Source organism: Arthrobacter sp. TMT4-20 (assembly GCF_054510775.1).
Genome location: NZ_JBTNDW010000001.1, coordinates 214,921 through 232,877, shown reverse-complemented (window position 1 = coordinate 232,877; position 17,957 = coordinate 214,921). Strand labels below are relative to the sequence as shown.

16 protein-coding genes are annotated in these 17,957 nt (G+C 62.2%); 9 read left to right on the top strand and 7 right to left on the bottom strand.

The window, feature by feature from the left end:
• Nucleotides 1-59: 59 nt before the first annotated feature.
• The 4 genes from ACX80Z_RS01065 to ACX80Z_RS01050 form a co-directional block, all read right to left on the bottom strand.
• Nucleotides 60-263 carry a cold-shock protein gene (locus ACX80Z_RS01065; protein ID WP_019483099.1) on the bottom strand — a complete coding sequence of 68 codons (204 nt, stop codon included), beginning with the start codon at nucleotides 261-263 and terminating at the stop codon, nucleotides 60-62.
• Nucleotides 264-365: 102 nt separating this feature from the next.
• Nucleotides 366-1,499 (bottom strand): ribosome small subunit-dependent GTPase A, encoded by a 1,134-nt coding sequence (gene rsgA, locus ACX80Z_RS01060; protein WP_116778492.1) that lies wholly within the window; start codon nucleotides 1,497-1,499, stop codon nucleotides 366-368.
• 1 nt (nucleotide 1,500) lies between these two features.
• Nucleotides 1,501-2,829, bottom strand: a complete 1,329-nt coding sequence (gene aroA, locus ACX80Z_RS01055; protein ID WP_459314638.1) for a 3-phosphoshikimate 1-carboxyvinyltransferase — start codon at nucleotides 2,827-2,829, stop codon at nucleotides 1,501-1,503.
• 7 nt (nucleotides 2,830-2,836) lie between these two features.
• Nucleotides 2,837-3,415, bottom strand: a complete 579-nt coding sequence (locus ACX80Z_RS01050) for a DoxX family protein (RefSeq protein WP_019483102.1) — start codon at nucleotides 3,413-3,415, stop codon at nucleotides 2,837-2,839.
• A 197-nt stretch (nucleotides 3,416-3,612) separates the two neighbouring features.
• Here ACX80Z_RS01050 and ACX80Z_RS01045 point away from each other — a divergent pair, with 197 nt between their 5' ends.
• Together ACX80Z_RS01045 and rsrA are read left to right on the top strand one after the other, a co-directional pair.
• Entirely contained in the window at nucleotides 3,613-4,392 is a 780-nt protein-coding gene (locus tag ACX80Z_RS01045) for a sigma-70 family RNA polymerase sigma factor (protein ID WP_459304514.1), read from the top strand.
• Nucleotides 4,389-4,649, top strand: a complete 261-nt coding sequence (rsrA, locus tag ACX80Z_RS01040) for a mycothiol system anti-sigma-R factor (protein ID WP_019483104.1) — start codon at nucleotides 4,389-4,391, stop codon at nucleotides 4,647-4,649. Before ACX80Z_RS01045 ends, rsrA begins: the two co-directional genes overlap by 4 nt.
• 84 nt (nucleotides 4,650-4,733) lie before the next feature.
• Here rsrA and ACX80Z_RS01035 read toward each other — a convergent pair whose 3' ends face one another.
• Nucleotides 4,734-4,808, bottom strand: coding sequence for a 50S ribosomal protein bL37 (locus ACX80Z_RS01035; protein ID WP_116778527.1), 75 nt, complete (start codon nucleotides 4,806-4,808; stop codon nucleotides 4,734-4,736).
• A gap of 141 nt (nucleotides 4,809-4,949) precedes the next feature.
• Here ACX80Z_RS01035 and ACX80Z_RS01030 point away from each other — a divergent pair, with 141 nt between their 5' ends.
• The 3 genes from ACX80Z_RS01030 (at nucleotide 4,950) to ACX80Z_RS01020 (ending at nucleotide 7,556) form a co-directional block, all read left to right on the top strand.
• On the top strand, nucleotides 4,950-5,918 hold the full coding sequence (locus ACX80Z_RS01030; RefSeq protein ID WP_019483105.1) for a zinc-binding dehydrogenase: 969 nt from the start codon (nucleotides 4,950-4,952) through the stop codon (nucleotides 5,916-5,918).
• Between the two features lie 120 nt (nucleotides 5,919-6,038).
• Complete coding sequence (locus tag ACX80Z_RS01025) at nucleotides 6,039-6,470, top strand: DUF1810 domain-containing protein (protein WP_019483106.1); 432 nt, start codon at nucleotides 6,039-6,041, stop codon at nucleotides 6,468-6,470.
• A 243-nt stretch (nucleotides 6,471-6,713) separates the two neighbouring features.
• The gene (locus ACX80Z_RS01020) at nucleotides 6,714-7,556 is read left to right on the top strand and encodes a DUF2382 domain-containing protein (RefSeq protein ID WP_459314637.1); all 843 of its coding nucleotides are present in this window, start codon (nucleotides 6,714-6,716) and stop codon (nucleotides 7,554-7,556) included.
• 83 nt (nucleotides 7,557-7,639) lie between these two features.
• On the opposite strand, the gene ACX80Z_RS01015 is transcribed toward ACX80Z_RS01020, so the two are convergent.
• Together ACX80Z_RS01015 and ACX80Z_RS01010 are read right to left on the bottom strand one after the other, a co-directional pair.
• Nucleotides 7,640-8,239, bottom strand: coding sequence for a GDSL-type esterase/lipase family protein (locus ACX80Z_RS01015; RefSeq protein WP_459314636.1), 600 nt, complete (start codon nucleotides 8,237-8,239; stop codon nucleotides 7,640-7,642).
• Between the two features lie 144 nt (nucleotides 8,240-8,383).
• Complete coding sequence (locus ACX80Z_RS01010; RefSeq protein ID WP_459314635.1) at nucleotides 8,384-12,322, bottom strand: multifunctional oxoglutarate decarboxylase/oxoglutarate dehydrogenase thiamine pyrophosphate-binding subunit/dihydrolipoyllysine-residue succinyltransferase subunit; 3,939 nt, start codon at nucleotides 12,320-12,322, stop codon at nucleotides 8,384-8,386.
• Nucleotides 12,323-12,519: 197 nt separating this feature from the next.
• On the opposite strand from ACX80Z_RS01010, the gene guaB1 reads away from it, so the two are divergent.
• The 4 genes from guaB1 to ACX80Z_RS00990 all read left to right on the top strand — a co-directional run bounded on the left by guaB1 (nucleotide 12,520) and on the right by ACX80Z_RS00990 (nucleotide 17,866).
• The gene (gene guaB1, locus ACX80Z_RS01005; protein ID WP_019483111.1) at nucleotides 12,520-13,983 is read left to right on the top strand and encodes a GMP reductase; all 1,464 of its coding nucleotides are present in this window, start codon (nucleotides 12,520-12,522) and stop codon (nucleotides 13,981-13,983) included.
• A 315-nt stretch (nucleotides 13,984-14,298) separates the two neighbouring features.
• Nucleotides 14,299-15,645: a hemolysin family protein gene (locus ACX80Z_RS01000; protein ID WP_019483112.1), complete on the top strand. Its 1,347-nt coding sequence runs from the start codon at nucleotides 14,299-14,301 to the stop codon at nucleotides 15,643-15,645.
• A complete protein-coding gene (locus ACX80Z_RS00995) occupies nucleotides 15,642-16,736 on the top strand; it encodes a hemolysin family protein (protein WP_459314633.1) in 1,095 nt (364 codons plus the stop codon). The genes ACX80Z_RS01000 and ACX80Z_RS00995 overlap by 4 nt, the downstream gene beginning before the upstream one ends.
• Before the next feature lie 110 nt (nucleotides 16,737-16,846).
• Complete coding sequence (locus ACX80Z_RS00990; protein ID WP_459314632.1) at nucleotides 16,847-17,866, top strand: metal ABC transporter solute-binding protein, Zn/Mn family; 1,020 nt, start codon at nucleotides 16,847-16,849, stop codon at nucleotides 17,864-17,866.
• Nucleotides 17,867-17,957: the final 91 nt, after the last annotated feature.

The window sequence follows — 17,957 nt, the reverse complement described above, 5'->3', positions numbered from 1 at the left end:
GAGCCGCTTCGGTGTCCTGTGGGGAGCCGTCCAGTGGGACGGGCTACGTATCTGGGTTATTAGATAACGGTGATGTTCTCGGCCTGCGGTCCCTTGGGGCCCTGCGTGGTCTCGAAGTTGACCTTCTGGTTCTCTTCGAGGGCGCGGAATCCGCTGGAGTTGATTGCTGAGAAGTGGGCGAATACATCCGCGCCGCCGTCATCAGGAGCAATGAATCCAAAGCCCTTTTCAGCGTTGAACCATTTGACTGTACCTGTTGCCATTTTTTTCATATTCCTTGTGTGTGAGAATCCCCCCGTGCTTCGGGGTTCTCGTTGAGGCGAAAATTAGTGCTTAACACCACAACTGCTTTAAGCCTATCAGGTCTACTGTTCGCCGAGCTCTTTAGCTTCTTGCGTATTTCCCTTGGGCTCGGGGACGCTGGAGCCGAGCAGCCGCCGTAGGGAGGCCAGCCGGACTGGGCCCGAAACGCCTGCCCGCCCCTCGCTCACCCACGGGTCCAGGCCGCACTTCACCGCTAGCCGGTCATGGCGGCATCCTCTGGCGCATTCAGCTGTACCTGGTTCAAGGTCGGGGAAGGCCTGAAGAATTCGATCCGGGTCAACATGGGCCAGACCGAACGAGCGGATACCCGGGGTGTCGATAATCCAGGTCCCCGGCAGGGAATCTCCGGCTTTCAAGGCAACCGCCGACGACGACGTGTGCCTTCCCCTGCCTGTCACCGCGTTCACTCCGCCGGTTGCCCGGTTGGATCCGGTGAGCGCGTTGACCATAGTGGATTTACCCACGCCCGAGTGTCCCAGCAGCACGCTGACTTTCCCATCGAGATGGGACCGCAACTGGTTGACGGCGTCACCGAGGAGCCGGGCGGACAGGCCGTCGTCCGAGGTGCTCTCCACTCCTTCATCGGCGGTGGCTGTTCGGCTGATGATGACCGGAAGATCGAGGTGTCGGTAGTTGTCGAGCAACTCGGTGGGGTCTTTCAGGTCTGCCTTGGTGACGCAGAGGATGGGCTGGATGCCGGCGTCGTAGGCTGCCACCAGAGCGCGGTCGATGAAACCGGTGCGAGGTTCAGGGTTCGCCGCGGCCACCACGATCACCAGCTGGTCCGCATTGGCGACGACGGCGCGCTCCACCGGATCGGTGTCGTCGGCGCTCCGGCGCAGCAAAGTCCGGCGCTCCTGAACACGGACCAGCCGTGCCAGTGCGTCCGGGCCGCCGGAAAGGTCGCCCACCAGGGCGACCAGGTCACCGGCAACCACCGGAGTTCGACGGAGTTCGCGGGCCCGGGCCGCGATGACTACCCGCTCACCGTCACCGTCCTCATCGACGACGGCGGTGTACCGTCCGCGGTCCACTGTGACGATCCGCCCGGTGACGGCATCGTCATAGGCTGGCCGGTCCTTGGTGCGGGGCCGGGTGCCCTTCTTGTTGGGCCGCACCCTGATATCGGATTCGTCCCAGGACCGAGCCCCGCCGCGGTTTCCTCCGGTTGCCACGTCAGAGACCGGACCCGGCGTCAGCTGGGTTTCCGGTAGCAGCGAGGTCAGCCCAGAGCTGGGGGAACTGGGGCATGGTTTTGGCGGTGGTGCCGATATTCTCGACCTCCACCCCCGGGACGGCCAGGCCGATGATGGCGCCGGCCGTCGCCATCCGATGATCCTCGTAGGTCCTGAACACGCCGCCGTGCAGGGGGGCTGGCTTGATGGACAGCCCATCAGCGGTTTCCGTGACGTCACCGCCAAGCCGGTTGATCTCGGTGGCGAGGGCTTTCAGCCGGTCCGTCTCGTGGCCGCGCAGGTGGGCGATTCCGGTGAGGACTGAGGGGGTATCAGCCAGGGCGCACAGCGCCGCCACGGTCGGCGCAAGTTCGCTGGTGTCTGCGAGGTTGGCGCCGCGGATGGTCGAGCCGCCGGTGACGGTCAATGTTCCCTGGGCGAGGGTGACGTCGGCTCCGAGCTGCGTGAGGATCTGTCGCCACTGGTCGCCAACCTGTGAAGTGCCGGCGGGCCAGTTCGGGATGTGTACGGTGCCGGCTGTGACCAGGGCTGCCGCGAGGAATGGTCCTGCGTTGGAGAGGTCCTGTTCAATCCGTAAGTCAAAGGCGCTGATCCGCCCGGAGGATACTCGCCACTGGTTGGGTACTGAATCGTCGACATCGACGCCGACCCCCCGTAGGACGTCGACGGTCATGGCGATGTGGTCGAGGCTGGGCACGGGTGGGCCGACGTGTTCCAGCTGGAGCCCATCGGTGAAGCGTGCGCCGACCAGGAGGAGCGCCGAGACGAACTGGGAGGAGGCACTGGCGTCGACGACTAGTCTGCCGCCGGGGACGGAGCCCGTACCGGTGAGGGTGAATGGCAACAGCCCGTCGTCGTCGTCATCCACGTCCACCCCGAGCCCGCGGAGTGCGGAGATGACGGCACCCATGGGGCGTTGGCGGGCGTGAGGATCACCGTCGAAGGAAGTAGTTCCCTGCCGCAGGGCTGCGAGCGGGGGCACAAACCTCATCACGGTGCCGGCAAGGCCGCAGTCGATGGCGGCGTCACCGCCTACTGAGAGGTCTATGGGCGTCACCAGCAGGTCGGGACCGAATGCGCCGTCGCCGGCAATTTCGGTCACCTCGGCACCAAGGGCCCGAAGAGCTTCCACCATCAGGATGGAATCCCGGGAGATCAGTGGGGCCCGTAACCTCGACTGCCCGTCAGCGAGGGCCGCGAGGATCAGGAAACGGTTGGTGAGCGACTTGGAGCCGGGCACCTGAACTGTCGCATTGACGGACGAGGTTGCGTAGGGTGCTGGCCAATGCGACAGTTCCACGGGGGTCATTGACCTGCTAACCCACCAGTTCGGACGCGGTCTTGCGGACCGACTTGTTGGCCTTCTTCAGCTGCTTCTCAGTGTCTTTGGCAATGGTTTTGGCGTTCTTGCGGGTGTCGTTCCCAAGAGCCTTGGCGTTGCGCTTCGCGTCGGACGCGAAGTGCTCGGCACGCCACGCGAGGCCCGGGCGGCCATTGGTGTCCACCGATGCCAGCAGAACTGCACCGATCAGCGAGACGTTCTTCAGGAGCTGGTTGCGCCGGTTCTTGCGTGCCTCGGCCGTCGAGGAATCCGCGGACTTGAAATCGACTAGGGTGTTGAGCCCCGCCGTGCCAACCAGCACCAGCGCGGCGACCCGCGAGAAACGTCCGATGCCGAGCAGAGCTGCGGCGCCTACCTGAGCGGCGCCGAGGGCCTGGGCAACGACTTTCTCGTTGGCGGTGACCGATGCCGCCGAGGGTACCGCTTTGTTGAGCCGGTCGAGGGTGGGGCGAAGCTGTGCGCCGGCGGCTTCGGCGTTGCGCAGCCGGTCGATCCCGGCCACCACGAACGAACTTGCAAGCATTGGGCGGGCTACTACGCGAACAAGGGTCATGATTGCCTCCTGGCTATTGACTGATCGGGCACTTGAGTCCTAGTTTTGCACTTTTAAATTGGTAAGGCGACACGGGTATCTCTGGCGAGCCCATCCCGGGGTGTTCGGTTGGGGCCGGTTGACGTGCAGCAGTGGAATAACCAACCAGCGCCGTCGGTTATGAGCAGTAGACAACCAACCGAACTAATGAGAGGCGGATGATGACGGCGATCGCCGCAACAGTCAGTGAGACGCCCGATTTCCAGCTGACGGTAGCGCCAGTGCGTCCCTCAGGGCGTGGGCGCGTAGACTTTTCCTCAATGAATACAACAGCCGCGGCGGGTAGTGCCCCAGCCGAAGACGATCAACTGGATGTGTCAACGGAATCGGATGCAGATCGGAAGATCCGCTTCGAACGGGACGCCATGCAGTATGTGGATCAGCTCTATTCGGCTGCCATGAGGATGGCACGGAACCCGGCCGATGCTGAAGACCTGGTGCAGGAGGCCTACACCAAAGCTTTCTCGGCGTTCCATCAGTACAAACCGGGCACCAATCTGAAGGCCTGGCTATACCGCATTCTCACGAACACCTATATCAACCTGTACCGCAAGCGGCAGCGCGAGCCGTTGCAGTCTCATTCGGACACGATCGAGGATTGGCAGCTCGCCAAAGCGGCGGAACACACCCCCGCTGGCCTACGGTCGGCCGAGGTAGAGGCGCTGGATCATCTTCCTGATTCAGACGTGAAGCAGGCGCTGCAGGCCATTCCGGAGGAATTCCGGCTGGCCGTCTACTTCTCCGATGTGGAGGGGTACGCCTACAAAGAAATTTCCGAGATCATGAACACCCCTATCGGCACCGTAATGTCGCGGCTGCACCGGGGGCGCAAGCTGTTGCGTGAACTGCTCGCCGAATATGCTCACGATCGGGGCCTTGGCGCCGCGAAGGCTGTAGCGGGTAGCGGCACGGCGAAGACACAGGAGGGTGGCAAATGAGCGACTGTCAGAGCCTTGGCGACTGCGCCGATTCCCGAATCGAGCGCCTGTACGACTATCTGGACGGGGCGTTGTCCCACGACGACCTGGTGGAGATCAAGAACCATCTCGAGGATTGCCCCGAGTGTGCCGAGGAGCACGACCTCGAGTGCGTCATTCGCTCGGTGGTCAAGCGATCCTGCACCGAGGTAGCTCCCACTACCCTGAAGACAAGCATCCTGGACCGGATCAGCCAGATCAAGACAGCCGAGCACTAGGCCCGGCAAACTGAGCCCAGCAAAAAGGAGCCCCCGCTGCCGATAATCGGCGCGGGGGCTCCTTTTTGCTATTAGCCCGACTGCTCAGGCGTTGGGGCGCTTACCGTGGTTAGCGCCGCCCTTCTTGCGGTCGCGCTTCTTGCGTGCTCGCTTGCTCATGGCTGCCTCCTTGCTTCTAAAGTATTTGGACTACCATCCAGTCTCCCACACTTCGTCGTCTCAGCCGTCAACCGGGGGATCGTCGTTGGCAGGGTCCAGCGGTCCTAGGATGGTAGGACAGTCGAACCGAAGGAGCACCACGTGACCCGCGCCGTATACGTTGACTCATTTTCCACCGAGGACCCATTGGATGGTCTGGTGATTGGCGAGCTGACAGCCAGCGATCCGCCCGAAGGGTACCGCCGGGTCACGGTCAGGGCCTCTGCGTTGAACCACCACGACCTGTGGTCGCTCCGCGGTGTGGGCCTGGGCGCCGACAAACTTCCGATGGTCCTCGGGTGTGATGCGGCGGGAGTTGACGACGACGGCAACGAGGTGCTGGTTCACGGGGTGATTTCCTCACCCGGCTGGGAGGGGGATGAGACCCTTGACCCGCGGCGTTCGCTTCTCTCCGAGAAGCTGCCCGGCGCGATGGCCGACGTCGTTTGGGTCCCGGAACGCAACCTGATTCCCAAGCCTCCCGAGCTGAGCTTTGAGGAGGCCGCCTGCCTGCCCACCTCGTGGCTGACCGCCTATCGGATGCTGTTCACCGTCTCACCCGCCGCGCCCGGGTCCACCATCCTGGTGCAGGGGGCGGGGGGAGGGGTTTCCACCTCTCTCATCTCGTTGGCCAGCGCGGCAGGCTTCCGGGTCTGGGTGACCAGCCGGAGTAAGGCCAAGCAGCAGCGCGCGCTGGAACTGGGCGCTGCCGCAGTGTTCGACGACGGCGCGCGCCTGCCTGAGCGAGTTGACGTTGTCTTCGATTCAGTCGGCGAGGCCACCTGGTCCCACTCACTGAAATCGTTGAAGCCCGGCGGTGCGGTGGTAACGTGTGGTGCCACGAGCGGCGCCGCGCCAGGGGCCGACCTCAACCGGGTGTTCTTTCTCCAGCTGAAGGTCCTGGGGTCCACCATGGGGACCCGTGAAGAACTGATCAGGCTCACCCGCTTCCTGGTTGCCACGGGGGTGCGCCCTGAAATCGACGAGGTGTTTCCCCTTGAGCAGGCAGAGAAGGGCTTCAGGAAAATGCTTGAGGGCGAGGTATTCGGGAAGATCGTCTTCACTCACTAGGTGCTTTCGTATCTTCCAGCGTCGGTGACGGTAGCTGCGACATACCGTGTCCGACGCAGAGGGATACCTCTATGGTGACAAATTTCGGCAGCGGTGAGTTTGCGAAAAGGACGGCAAGACGTGGCAGCCAGTGATTTGCAGCGTTTCGTCTCGGCGCAGAACGGCGGCGGTACCTACGAGCGTGCCATGGCCGAGCTGGCCGCCGGAAAAAAGGAGACCCACTGGATGTGGTTCGTCTTCCCCCAACTCGCCGGTCTTGGGAAGAGCGCCACAGCACAACGGTTCGCGGTCTCGTCGCTCGCCGAGGCACAGGAGTTTCTCGCGCACCCCGTTTTAGGCCCACGCCTGATGGCCGCCGCAGAACTTCTTTTGTCCCTGACCGGTTCCGATGCGGACCTGATCTTCGGTCCGCTGGATGCGCAGAAACTGCGGTCGTCGCTGACGCTGTTTCTTAGGGCAGACCCGGATCGCCAGGTATTCGCACAGGTACTGGAGCGATATTTCAACGGCGATCCCGACCCGGTGAGTGATCGGATGATTGCCAATGAATAGCCCGCACCTCATTGACAGTAAGCCTGCTTAGGGTTACGTTTCTCTTGTTGCTTCAGACCCGGGCGGCGAGTTTCGGAACCATCGTGAGGTGGCCTTGGCTCCCCGGCGTCCAGTGGAGCGAACGGCCCTCCGCATTGGCGGGCGGCAACCTTAGTCTCCTTCACCTCAGGGTCCTGAAACGCCTTTAAACAAGGCACGGTGAGTTCATTTCACCCAGGGTTATAACTGACAAGGAGTAAGAAAGTGCTTACAACTGATCATATTGACCGCATTCTGAACAGCGGCGGAAATGTCATTGACAACGACGGGGCCAAGGTGGGATCTGTGGGGCAGATCTACCTGGATGACCAGAGCGGCAATCCCAGCTGGGTGACGGTGAAGACAGGCATGTTTGGTACCTCCGAGTCCTTCGCGCCTCTTGAGGGCGCCGAGGTCGACGGTGATGATGTTCGGGTTGGGTATTCCAAAGACCAGATCAAGGATGCGCCACGGGTGGATCCGGATGCTGACCTGTCAGCCGAGGAGGAGAGCCGGCTCTACCAGCATTACGGGCTGAGCGGTTCCGCCAGTACCGGAAACGTCGATCAGGCGGGTACCGTACCGAGCAGTCGCAACAGTGATTTCCTTGACGGACCCGAGTCTGAGACCCGCGCTGGAACCGGTCGCGTGAATGAGACCGGCAACGTGGGCCATGACACCTCGGGGCCCACCACGGATGACGCGATGACCCGCTCGGAGGAGCGTCTCAACATCGGGACCGAAAGCCGGGAGGTAGGGCGTGCGCGCCTGCGCAAGCACGTGGTGACCGAAATGGTGACCAAAACAGTTCCGGTCACCCGCGAGGAAGTCACCATCGAGCGCGAGCCCATCACGGATGCCAACCGCGGGGATGCCACCTCCGGACCGGACATCAGTGAAGAGGAACACGAAGTGATCCTTCATGCTGAGACGCCTGTTGTGGAGAAGGACACCGTTGCAGTCGAACGTGTTCGTCTCGGCAAGGAAACGGTCACCGACGAGAAAACCGTTACCGAAGAAGTCCGCAAGGAACAGATCGATACGGATGCCGACCCTGCCCGCGACTAGGCATCTAACCGCATTAAAGTGAGGTCAGAAGCCCCAGCGTTTGTATTCTGGGGCCTTCTGGCATTACCAGGAACAGGCCGGTACTACTCCGGTGCGGGCACGTCGAGCCACAGAAACCAGCCACGATGGAGAACCAGCCAGGCCATCAGACCGTAGCCAGCCTGACCCGGCCCGCCGCCATTCGCCGCGAGATCGCTCCGCCACTGCTCATGGGCTTGCAGGGGAGTGAACGTGTCCACGTAGACATGTTTCCGACGCGTGGTGACATCGGCGAAGGCCGCCGAAAGGTCAGCCAGTCTCCGGTTACGCTCGGCATCCAGACCGGGGGGAGGCCCCACCACCAGTACCTTGACGCTCATCTGCGCGGCACCGTCGAGGATGTTGGCGAGGTTGAGCCGGCTGCGCGCCGTTGACAGATCCAGATCGAGGTCCCGATCGGAGAGGCCAATGACGAGCCTGTTCTCGAATCCATCATCGAAACGGCGTCCGGTTTCCTGCAGCCACCGGTTCGCGAGTGCCTCGGTGCCCTCCTGCGGGGCGGCGAGGGTGAACGCCTGCAGGGAGACGCCGTCGGGGGCTGTCCGGGCGAGGACGCGGCCAAACCAGCCAAGGGCTCGAGGATCGCCCAGGCCTGCGAGCAGTTCGTCACCTACGGCTGCGAGCCGGATTCTGCGTTGTTCCACTGGTTGGTTACCTTTGTCCGCTCATCGTTTTATCACTTGGTTGCGCCACTGCGATCCGGGTTTCGAACCGAGCTCAAAAAAACTGTTGGGTGGGGTGCACGGCACCCCACCCAACATCATACGTAACTACCTATGGGTCGGTTGTTACTGCCGTTCGAATGCCTTCTTCACCAGGATCTCCTGCTCCACTGCGTGGCGCTTGGCCGAGCCGGTGGCAGTCGAAGCCGAGGCTGGACGCGACGCCAGGTGCAATGGCCGGTCAAGGTGTTCCGGCAGGTTCAGACCGATGAACGGCCACGGTCCCTGATTCGCCGGTTCGTCCTGAGCCCATACCAGGTCTGCATTGGGGTACTTGCCGACGGCCGCCTTGATGTCCTCGACCGGGAGGGGCGCGAGCTGTTCCACCCTGATAATCGCGGTCTTCTGGTCTTCGGTCTTCTGGCGCGATGCCAGCAGATCGTAGTACAGGCGACCGGAGACCAGGATGACGTGGTCGACGTCCTTGGCATTGGGTTCCTGCTTGTCCGGGATGACCGGGAGGAAGGTGCCGTTGGTGAAATCCTCGACAGAGCTGGCCGCCGCCTTCAACCGGAGCAATTGCTTTGGCGTGAAGATGATCAGCGGTTTCCGCGGCCGGGTGTAGGCCTGGCGCCGCAGCAGGTGGAAGTGGGATGCCGCGGACGTGGGGTTGGCCACGACCATGTTGTCTTCGGCGCACATCTGCAGGAAGCGCTCAATGCGGGCCGACGAGTGGTCGGGGCCCTGCCCTTCATAACCGTGCGGCAGCATTAGCACCAGTGAGGAGCGTTGACCCCACTTCTGTTCTGCCGAACTGATGAACTCGTCAATGATGGTCTGGGCGCCGTTGACGAAGTCGCCGAACTGGGCCTCCCAGAGCACCAGGGCATCAGGGCGTTCCACCGAGTAGCCGTACTCGAACCCCATGGCAGCATATTCCGACAATAGCGAGTCGTAGATCCAGAACTTCGCCTGGGCGTCGCTGAGGTCATCGAGCGGCAACCATTCCTCGCCGGTCGCCCGGTCGTGGAAGACCGCGTGGCGCTGCACGAAGGTTCCACGGCGTGAGTCCTGGCCCGCCAGCCGGACTGGGACACCTTCCATGAGGAGCGAGCCGAACGCTGCCAGTTCGCCGAAGCCCCAGTCGATGCCGCCCTCGCGGGACATTTGCTCGCGCTTGTCGAGCAGCGCCTTCAGCTTCGGGTGAACGGTGAAGTTCTCGGGGACTGCGGTGTGAACCTTGCCGATGTGGGCGAGGGTTTCCGGGGTGATCGCTGTGCTGGCAGGTACGCCGACCCCCGTGTCGGACTGCTGCGACAGGGGGCGTTCGATGTCCGATACTGCTGCGGCGTCCTTGGTGACGATCGGGATAGGGGAGGTCTGGGCAGCATGCGTTTCAGCGAAGACCCGCTCCAGGCGCTCCTGGTAATCCCGCAGTGCCTGCTCCGCCTCGTCCTGGCTGATATCGCCGCGACCGATCAGCGCCTCGGTGTACAGCTTGCGCACCGAGCGCTTCGCTTCGATGAGGTTGTACATCATGGGCTGGGTCATCGACGGATCATCGCCCTCATTGTGACCACGACGGCGGTAGCACACCATGTCGATCACAACGTCCTTGTTGAACTTCTGCCGGAACTGGTAAGCAAGCTGGCCTACCCGAACCACTGCCTCAGGGTCGTCTCCGTTGACGTGGAAGATCGGGGCCTGGACCATCTTCGCGACGTCGGTGGAGTACACCGAGGACCGTGACGAAGTGGGGGAGGTGGTGAAACCAACCTGGTTGTTCACGATGATGTGGATGGTGCCGCCGGTGCGGTAGCCACGAAGCTGTGACAGGTTCAGGGTCTCGGCAACAACACCCTGGCCCGCGAAAGCCGCGTCGCCGTGGATCTGGATCGGGAGGACCGGGAACGCATCGCCCAGGTCGAGGCGGTCCTGCTTTGCCCGGACAATCCCCTCCAGCACGGAATCGACTGCCTCAAGGTGGGACGGGTTCGCGGCTAGATAGATCTTGGTCTCATTGCCGCTGTCCGAGGTGAAGGTGCCCTCTGTGCCGAGGTGGTACTTCACATCGCCCGATCCCTGCACCGAGCGGGGATCCTGGGTGCCTTCGAATTCGCGGAAGACCTGACCGTAGGTTTTTCCGGCAATGTTCGTCAGCACGTTCAACCGGCCGCGGTGGGCCATACCGATCGCTACCTCGTCGAGGCCGTCGTCGGCTGCGTTGGAGATGATCGAATCGAGCAGCGGAATCAGCGACTCGCCGCCCTCAAGGGAGAAACGCTTCTGGCCGACGAACTTGGTCTGGAGGAAGGTTTCGAACGCTTCAGCAGCGTTGAGCTGGTGCAGCACCCGCATCTGTTCTTCGCGGCTCGGCTTGGAGTATGAGTGCTCCAGCTCATCCTGGAACCATTGACGCTCCTCGGGATCCTGGATGTGCATGTACTCGATGCCGGTCGTGCGGCAGTAGGCGTCACGCAGCACACCAAGGATGGTGCGGAACTTGAGCATCGGCTTGCCACCGAACCCGCCGGTGGGCCATTCACGGTCCAGATCCCACAGGGTCAACCCGTGGGTCCGTACATCGAGGTCGGCGTGCTTGCGCTGCACGTACTCCAGCGGGTTGGTGTCGGCCATCAGATGGCCGCGCACCCGGTACGCGTGGATCAGCTGCTGGATACGGGCAACCTTGTTGATCTCATCCATCGGATCAACCTGGATGTCGGCGCTCCACCGCACCGGCTCGTAGGGAATCCGCAGGGCTTCGAAGATTTCGTCGTAGAAGTTCTGCTCGCCGAGCAGCAACTGGTGAATGATCCGCAGGAACTCGCCGCTGCCGGCACCCTGGATAACACGGTGGTCGTAGGTTGAGGTCAGGGTGATGGTTTTGCTGATCGCGTGCTGAGCGAGTGTCTTTTCGCTGGAGCCCTGGAACTCGGCGGGGTATTCGAGGGCGCCGGCACCGATGATGCAGGCTTGGCCCTTGGAGAGGCGCGGCACCGAGTGAACGGTACCGATCCCGCCCGGGTTGGTCAGCGAAACCGTTGTCCCTGCGTAGTCGTCGGCGCCGAGCTTTCCACCGCGGGCCTTCTTGACCAGCTCCTCGTAGGCGTGCCAGAAGTCCGAGAAGTTCATTGTCTCGGCCTTTTTGATGTTGGGCACCACCAGCAGGCGGGTCCCGTCAGGCTTCGGCATGTCGATGGCCAGGCCGAAGTTTACGTGCGCTGGCTGCACCGCTGCGGGCTTGCCGTCGACGACGTCGTAGTACACGTTCTGGGACGGGAACTGGGCCAGCGCCCGGATGATGGCGTACCCGATGATGTGGGTGAACGACACCTTGCCGCCGCGGGCCCGGGCCAGGTGGTTGTTGATGACCACCCGGTTGTCGATCAGGAGCTTGGCCGGAATGGCACGAACACTCGTGGCGGTGGGAACGGTCAGGCTGGCGTCCATATTTGTGGCAATGGCCTTGGCCGGGCCGCGCAGCACCTTGACGGTGTCCTCGTCCATGTCGGTGGTCCGGTCCGACTTGGGCAGCTGGGCAGGAATTGGCGTCGTCGAGGGCTTCTCGGCCTTGGCGTTGTCTGACTGCCTGGACACGGGCTTTTCGGCTCTTTCCTGGGCTGCCTTTTCGATCGCCCGATCAGCGTTGTCTTCGGCTCTGACCTCGGCCTTGGAATGGGTCTCTTTGGGAACCGGCGGCTTTGCCGATTCCTCGAAGCTGGCCGGAGACTCGCCCGACGCCTTGGGGGAGTTGGATTCGGCGTTTACCACGGGCAACTCGCGGGTGGCGGGGTTGTGGCCCAGATCGCCACTGCTGTTATCGATAGTGCTGTTATCGACACTGCTGTTATCGACACTGCTGGTGCTGGCTGTCGCGGCGCGGGGGGCGGTGTGGCGGCCGTTCTCGGACTTTGAGTCGTCGGCCGCGAAGGAATCGAACAGGGTCCACCATTTCTTGTCCACCGAGTTCCGGTCCTGCTGGAACTTTTCGTATAACTCGTCGACAAGCCACTCGTTTCCGCCGAATTCTTCAGGTAAACGGTGGTTGGGTTGTTCTGGCACTAGTAATACGCCTCTTCCGTAAGTTGCCCTGAGCCCGGTTCAGTCGCCTGCAGCGTGTTTTAAAGCGAGATAAAACTGTATACAGACCCGCAGTCAGTCTAATGACAGTCCGAGGTAACAAGCCAATCCCTCGAATGCTCGAAGTGTCTGGTGCAGCACATAGACTTTTTGCTGATGCCGATCCAGGAGTAACCCTCATGCGTTTTATCAATCAGCCAGCCACCGACCTCACCTATTCGGACGTTTTTCTGGTCCCCTCCGCTTCCGAAGTGATCTCCCGGTTTGATGTTGACCTGGCGAGCGACGATTCGACCGGAACCACCATTCCCCTGGTGGTGGCCAACATGACGGCTGTCACCGGGCGGCGGATGGTGGAAACGGTGGCGCGTCGAGGAGGGCTCGCGGTATTGCCGCAGGACATTCCTTCGGCGGTCATCGCCGAGGTTACCCAGTGGGTGAAGAGCCGGGACGCCGTTTATGAGACTCCGTTGCGCCTGAAGCCGGAGCACACGGTGATCGATGCGCTGCACCTGATGAACAAGCGCTCCCACGGGGCAGTGATGGTCGTGGACGAGCAAAATCGTTGCGTAGGAATAGTCCGGGCATCCGACTGTGAAGGGGTCGACCGTTTTGCTTCACTGGAGTCGGTGATGCGCACCAGCTTCATCAAGTTCGAGTCCTCCCGGTTCGAGGGCGACACCGCGGCGGGACTGCAACTCGCCTTCGAGGAACTCGACGCAGCGAGCACCAATCTTGCACCCGTCTCCCGTGACGGTGAATTGCTCGGCGTCCTGACCCGCACCGGTGCGCTCAGGTCGACAATCTATCGGCCGGCGCTCGACGCGAACGGCTCCCTCCGCGTCGCAGCAGCGGTGGGCATCAACGGCGACGTCGAGGCGAAGGCTGCTGAACTTCTCGACGCCGGCGTGGACGTGTTGGTGGTGGACACCGCCCACGGCCACCAGCGAAAGATGATTGACGCTTTGCGAGCTGTCAGAGGTGTCGTCAACGGCCTCGCGCGGCCAGTGCCCATCGTCGCGGGAAACGTGGTGAGCGCCGATGGGGTGCGTGACCTGGTGGAGGCCGGCGCCAACATCGTCAAGGTGGGAGTCGGCCCAGGCGCCATGTGCACCACCCGAATGATGACCGCGGTGGGACGCCCCCAGTTCTCTGCGGTCCATGAATGCTCCGAGGCGGCGCGCGAGCTCGGCGCGCAGGTCTGGGCCGACGGCGGTGTGAGGTATCCACGCGACGTTGCCCTGGCGCTCGCTGCGGGCGCCAGCCAGGTGATGATTGGCTCCTGGTTTGCTGGCACCTATGAGAGCCCTGGTGACCTGCAGACTGACAGCAGCGGCAGGCAATACAAGGAAAGCTTCGGCATGGCCTCCGCTCGTGCGGTCCAGAACCGGACCCAGCGCGACGACGTTTTCGCGCGAGCCAGGAAGGGCCTCTTCGAGGAGGGTATCTCCACCTCGAAAATGTACCTGGACCCGGCCCGGCCCGGGGTTGAGGATCTTCTGGACCTGATCACGGCGGGGCTACGCAGCTCGATGACGTACGCGGGGGCACGTAGCCTGGCTGAATTCCGGGAGAACGCGGTGGTCGGGGTGCAGTCGGCCGCAGGTTACGAAGAGGGCCGGCCCCTGCCGCAGAGCTGGTAGAAACAGAACTAGCGCGGGCCGGTCCCTGATGTAAACTGAAGCTCTTATGGACAGTTCCTCTAGGGGCCGGCCCTCGATGCGTTCGCGGCATTTTTCCGCAAAACGGTCGACTTGCGCCGGCAGACCCCGCATTAATGCCCATCGCCAACTCCAGGCAGTATTGAGCCCCATCGAACCAGATCCCAACGGACCAAGCGTTTCCGGTGCCAGCTCAGCGGAGTCTTTATCGGAGCCTTCTAGACCGGTTGAGCCCGGGTCTTTTCGATGCCACCAGGATGATTTACACCATCAATTCCGGCTGGCGGTGAGTGCACCGTGGAAATCTATTTCCTGATAGCGGGCCTGCTGCTGATCCTCGGTACTGGTTTTTTCGTCGCGGTCGAGTTCTCGCTCGTGGCGCTGGATCAGACCTACGTTCAACGGGCCGTTGACAATGGCGACAAGGGGGCTGTGCCCCTCCTCAAATGTCTGAAGTCGCTCTCCACCCAGCTCTCCAGCTGCCAGTTGGGAATTACCCTCACCACCCTGCTGACCGGTTACGTCATGGAACCGTCCGTCGGCCGCCTGATCCAGGGCCCGCTGAGCGCCATCGGTATCCCCGCCGCGATCCTCGGCACGGTCTCGTTGGTGATCGCGATGACACTCGCCACCCTGCTTTCAATGCTGATCGGCGAGCTGGTTCCGAAAAACCTGGCGATCGCCCTTCCGTTCAAGATCGGCAAGCTGCTGGCGCGGCCCCAGCTGATCTTCACCGGGGTGTTCAAACCGGCGATTGTGGTGCTGAACGGTTTTTCCAACCGTGTCCTGAACCTCTTTGGACTGGAAGCGAAAGAGGAAATCTCCGGCGCCCGCACCCCCTCGGAACTCTCCTCCCTGGTCCGCCGGTCGGCTGAGATGGGCACCCTCGACGCTGGCACCGCCAACTTCCTGGCCCGGACGTTCAGCTTCTCCGAACGGACCGCCGCCGACGTCATGACCCCGCGAATCCGGATGGAAACGATCGATTCGGATCAAACCGTGGCCGACGTCGTCGACCTGGCCCGTCGGACCGGCTTTTCCCGGTTCCCGCTGATCGCTGACTCACCCGACGACATTCGCGGCGTGGTCCACGTCAAGAAGGCAGTGGCGGTTCCCCGCAGCAAGCGTGCGGGGCTGCCAGCCGGGACCATTATGACCGAGGTACTACGAGTGCCCGAGACGGTACACCTGGATTCCCTCCTGGCAGAGCTGCGTGAAGCGAATCTTCAGCTGGCGGTGGTACTCGACGAGTACGGCGGCACTGCCGGCGTCGTCACCCTCGAGGATTTGGTCGAGGAGATTGTCGGCGAGGTCTCGGACGAACACGACAAGCTGAAACCTGGGGTGCTGCAGAGCGCTTCGGGTAACTGGTTCTTTCCGGGCCTGATGCGTCCGGACGAGGTCACCGAGCAGATTCCGCACCTCTCGGTACCCGACGAGGCTGGTTATGAAACCGTCGCCGGGTACATCATGGCCCAGCTGGGCCGGATTGCTGCCCCAGGTGACCGGGTCGATGTCCCCGAGGGGATCCTTGAGGTGGAACGTATGGATGGTCGTCGAATCGACCGGGTCAGCTTCATCCCGCTGCCCCCTGAAGATGAAACTGGCGGAGTATCAAACGCCGCAATGGAAGGTCAGCGATGAGCGACTGGGCCGGAATCATATGGCTGATTGTCCTGTTGATCGGAAACGCCTTCTTCGTTGGCGCCGAATTCGCTGTCATGTCGGCGCGCCGCAGCCAGATTGAACCTCTGGCCGACCAGGGATCCAAGCGTGCCAAAACTACGCTCTGGGCGATGGAGCACGTCTCGTTGATGCTCGCCTGCGCGCAGCTGGGCATCACCGTGTGCTCGCTGCTGATCCTGCAGGTCGCCGAACCCGCGATCCATCACCTCCTGGTGGTTCCGTTTGAATCAGTGGGAATCCCTGCGGGACCCGCTGACATCATCGCTTTCGCCATCGCCTTGCTGATCGTGACCTTCCTGCACGTCACGTTCGGCGAAATGGTCCCGAAGAACATTTCGGTATCCGTCGCCGATAAGGCTGCGCTTCTGCTGGCACCACCGCTCGTGATGATTGCGCGGGTGGTGAATCCCATTATTGGGTCGCTGAACTGGCTGGCGAACCATATTCTTCGGGCTATGCGCGTTGAGCCGAAGGATGAGGTGACCTCTTCGTTCACCCTTGAGGAAGTGCAGTCGATCGTTCAGGAATCCACTCGCCACGGGCTCGTTGACGACGGCTCCGGTCTGATTTCCGGCGCCCTCGAGTTCTCGGGCCAGACTGCCGGGACGGTCATGGTGCCGCTGGATGAGCTGGTGAGCGTCAGGACGGACTCCACCCCAGCAGAGTTCGAGAAGACTGTGGGGCGAACCGGATTCTCGCGGTTCGTGTTGATGGATGAGAACGACGTCCTCACCGGGTACATGCACCTCAAAGACATCATGTCGATTTCCGAGGAGATGTACTCCAAACCGATTACTGAAAACAAGGTCCGCACCCTTGCGAACCTGAGAATGGATGATGAGATCGAGACGGCGTTGACCACCATGCAACGCACCGGGTCCCACCTGGCTCGGGTACTGGGTCCCGACGGCGCCACCCACGGAGTCCTTTTCCTCGAGGATGTTATTGAGCAGCTGATCGGAGAGATCCGGGATGCCACGCAAAATCAGGGACACCGGCGGACTGGCTCCAGTGTGGACGAGCTCGGCCTCGACCGCAGCATTAGCTAGGCGCCCGGCCGCGACAGCGTATCCCTCGATATGCGAATGATTCGCGTTTGCGTTAGACTCAGGGTCAGGAGTTATTGATCCAAGTTCCAATCACGTAGATCGAGGGATACATGCAACGTCTTTCCACCTCAACCGGCCTCCTCGGAGTAGCAGCGATGGCGCTGGCCCTGACCGGCTGCGGTCAGGCAGACAGCGGCAATGCTGCAGCAGACACCTCCGAGGATGGGATCCAGGTGGTTGCCTCCACCAATGTCTACGGAGACATCGCGCAGACCATCGGTGGAGAGAACGTCTCGGTGAACTCGATTGTTGACAGCCTGGCGCAGGACCCGCACTCCTATGAGGCGACCGTTCAGGACAAGCTGGCGGTTTCCGAGGCCGACCTGCTGATCGAGAATGGTGGCGGGTACGACCCGTTCCTGCACCTGCTGGCCGACGAGGTGGAGATGGACCATGACTACCTGATTTCTGCAGTCAGCGAGTCAGGCTTCGAGGGCTTCGAGGAGGAGCACGAGGATGAGGGCGAGCACGCTGGTGAGGACGAGCATGCCGGTGAGTCGGCCGAGGAACATGCCAGTGAGTCGGCCGAGGAACATGCCCACGGCTCGGCGAATGAGCACGTCTGGTATGACCTGAACACCATGCGGGCCGTGGCGGCTGCGATTGGCGAGACGCTGACCGCGCTGGATCCCGACAACGCCGGAGTGTACAGCGCCAATGTTGAGGAGTTTGACGCGGGCATCACCGCCCTGATCGAGCGGCTCTCGGAACTGGGGGATGTCTCCGCAGGCCAAACTGTCGCAATCACCGAACCGGTCCCCGTCTACCTGCTCGAAGCGGCAGGGTTGGAGAACGTCACGCCGAATGGCTACAGCGAGGCGATTGAAGAGGGATCGGATGTCTCAATTGCCGTTCTGAACGAAATGATGAACCTCATGGAGGACGATTCGCTGGCGTTCCTTGCCTATAATGAGCAAACAGAAAGTCCCCAGACCCAGACCGTTCGTGACGCCGCGGACGAGGCCGGGGTGGAAATCGTCAACTTCACGGAGACAGTGCCTGAGGGGGAAGACTTCCTGAGTTGGATGACTTCCAATGTGGACGGTATCGAGAGCGTCCTCGCCCCCTGATCAACTGATGGTGGAAACGCCACGCCACCTACCTTTTCGCTGGAGATGAACCTACTGGCTTTGACCCAAGACCACCGCACGGCCGAGCGGC

Excerpts from the sequence above, each read along its gene's own strand:
- ACX80Z_RS01065 (WP_019483099.1), bottom strand. The coding sequence starts at position 263 with ATGGCAACAGGTACAGTCAAATGGTTCAACGCTGAAAAGGGCTTTGGA.
- ACX80Z_RS00990 (WP_459314632.1), top strand. The coding sequence starts at position 16,847 with ATGCAACGTCTTTCCACCTCAACCGGCCTCCTCGGAGTAGCAGCGATG.
- ACX80Z_RS01050 (WP_019483102.1), bottom strand. The coding sequence starts at position 3,415 with ATGACCCTTGTTCGCGTAGTAGCCCGCCCAATGCTTGCAAGTTCGTTC.
- ACX80Z_RS01045 (WP_459304514.1), top strand. The coding sequence starts at position 3,613 with ATGATGACGGCGATCGCCGCAACAGTCAGTGAGACGCCCGATTTCCAG.
- ACX80Z_RS00995 (WP_459314633.1), top strand. The coding sequence starts at position 15,642 with ATGAGCGACTGGGCCGGAATCATATGGCTGATTGTCCTGTTGATCGGA.
- aroA (WP_459314638.1), bottom strand. The coding sequence starts at position 2,829 with ATGACCCCCGTGGAACTGTCGCATTGGCCAGCACCCTACGCAACCTCG.
- guaB1 (WP_019483111.1), top strand. The coding sequence starts at position 12,520 with ATGCGTTTTATCAATCAGCCAGCCACCGACCTCACCTATTCGGACGTT.
- rsrA (WP_019483104.1), top strand. The coding sequence starts at position 4,389 with ATGAGCGACTGTCAGAGCCTTGGCGACTGCGCCGATTCCCGAATCGAG.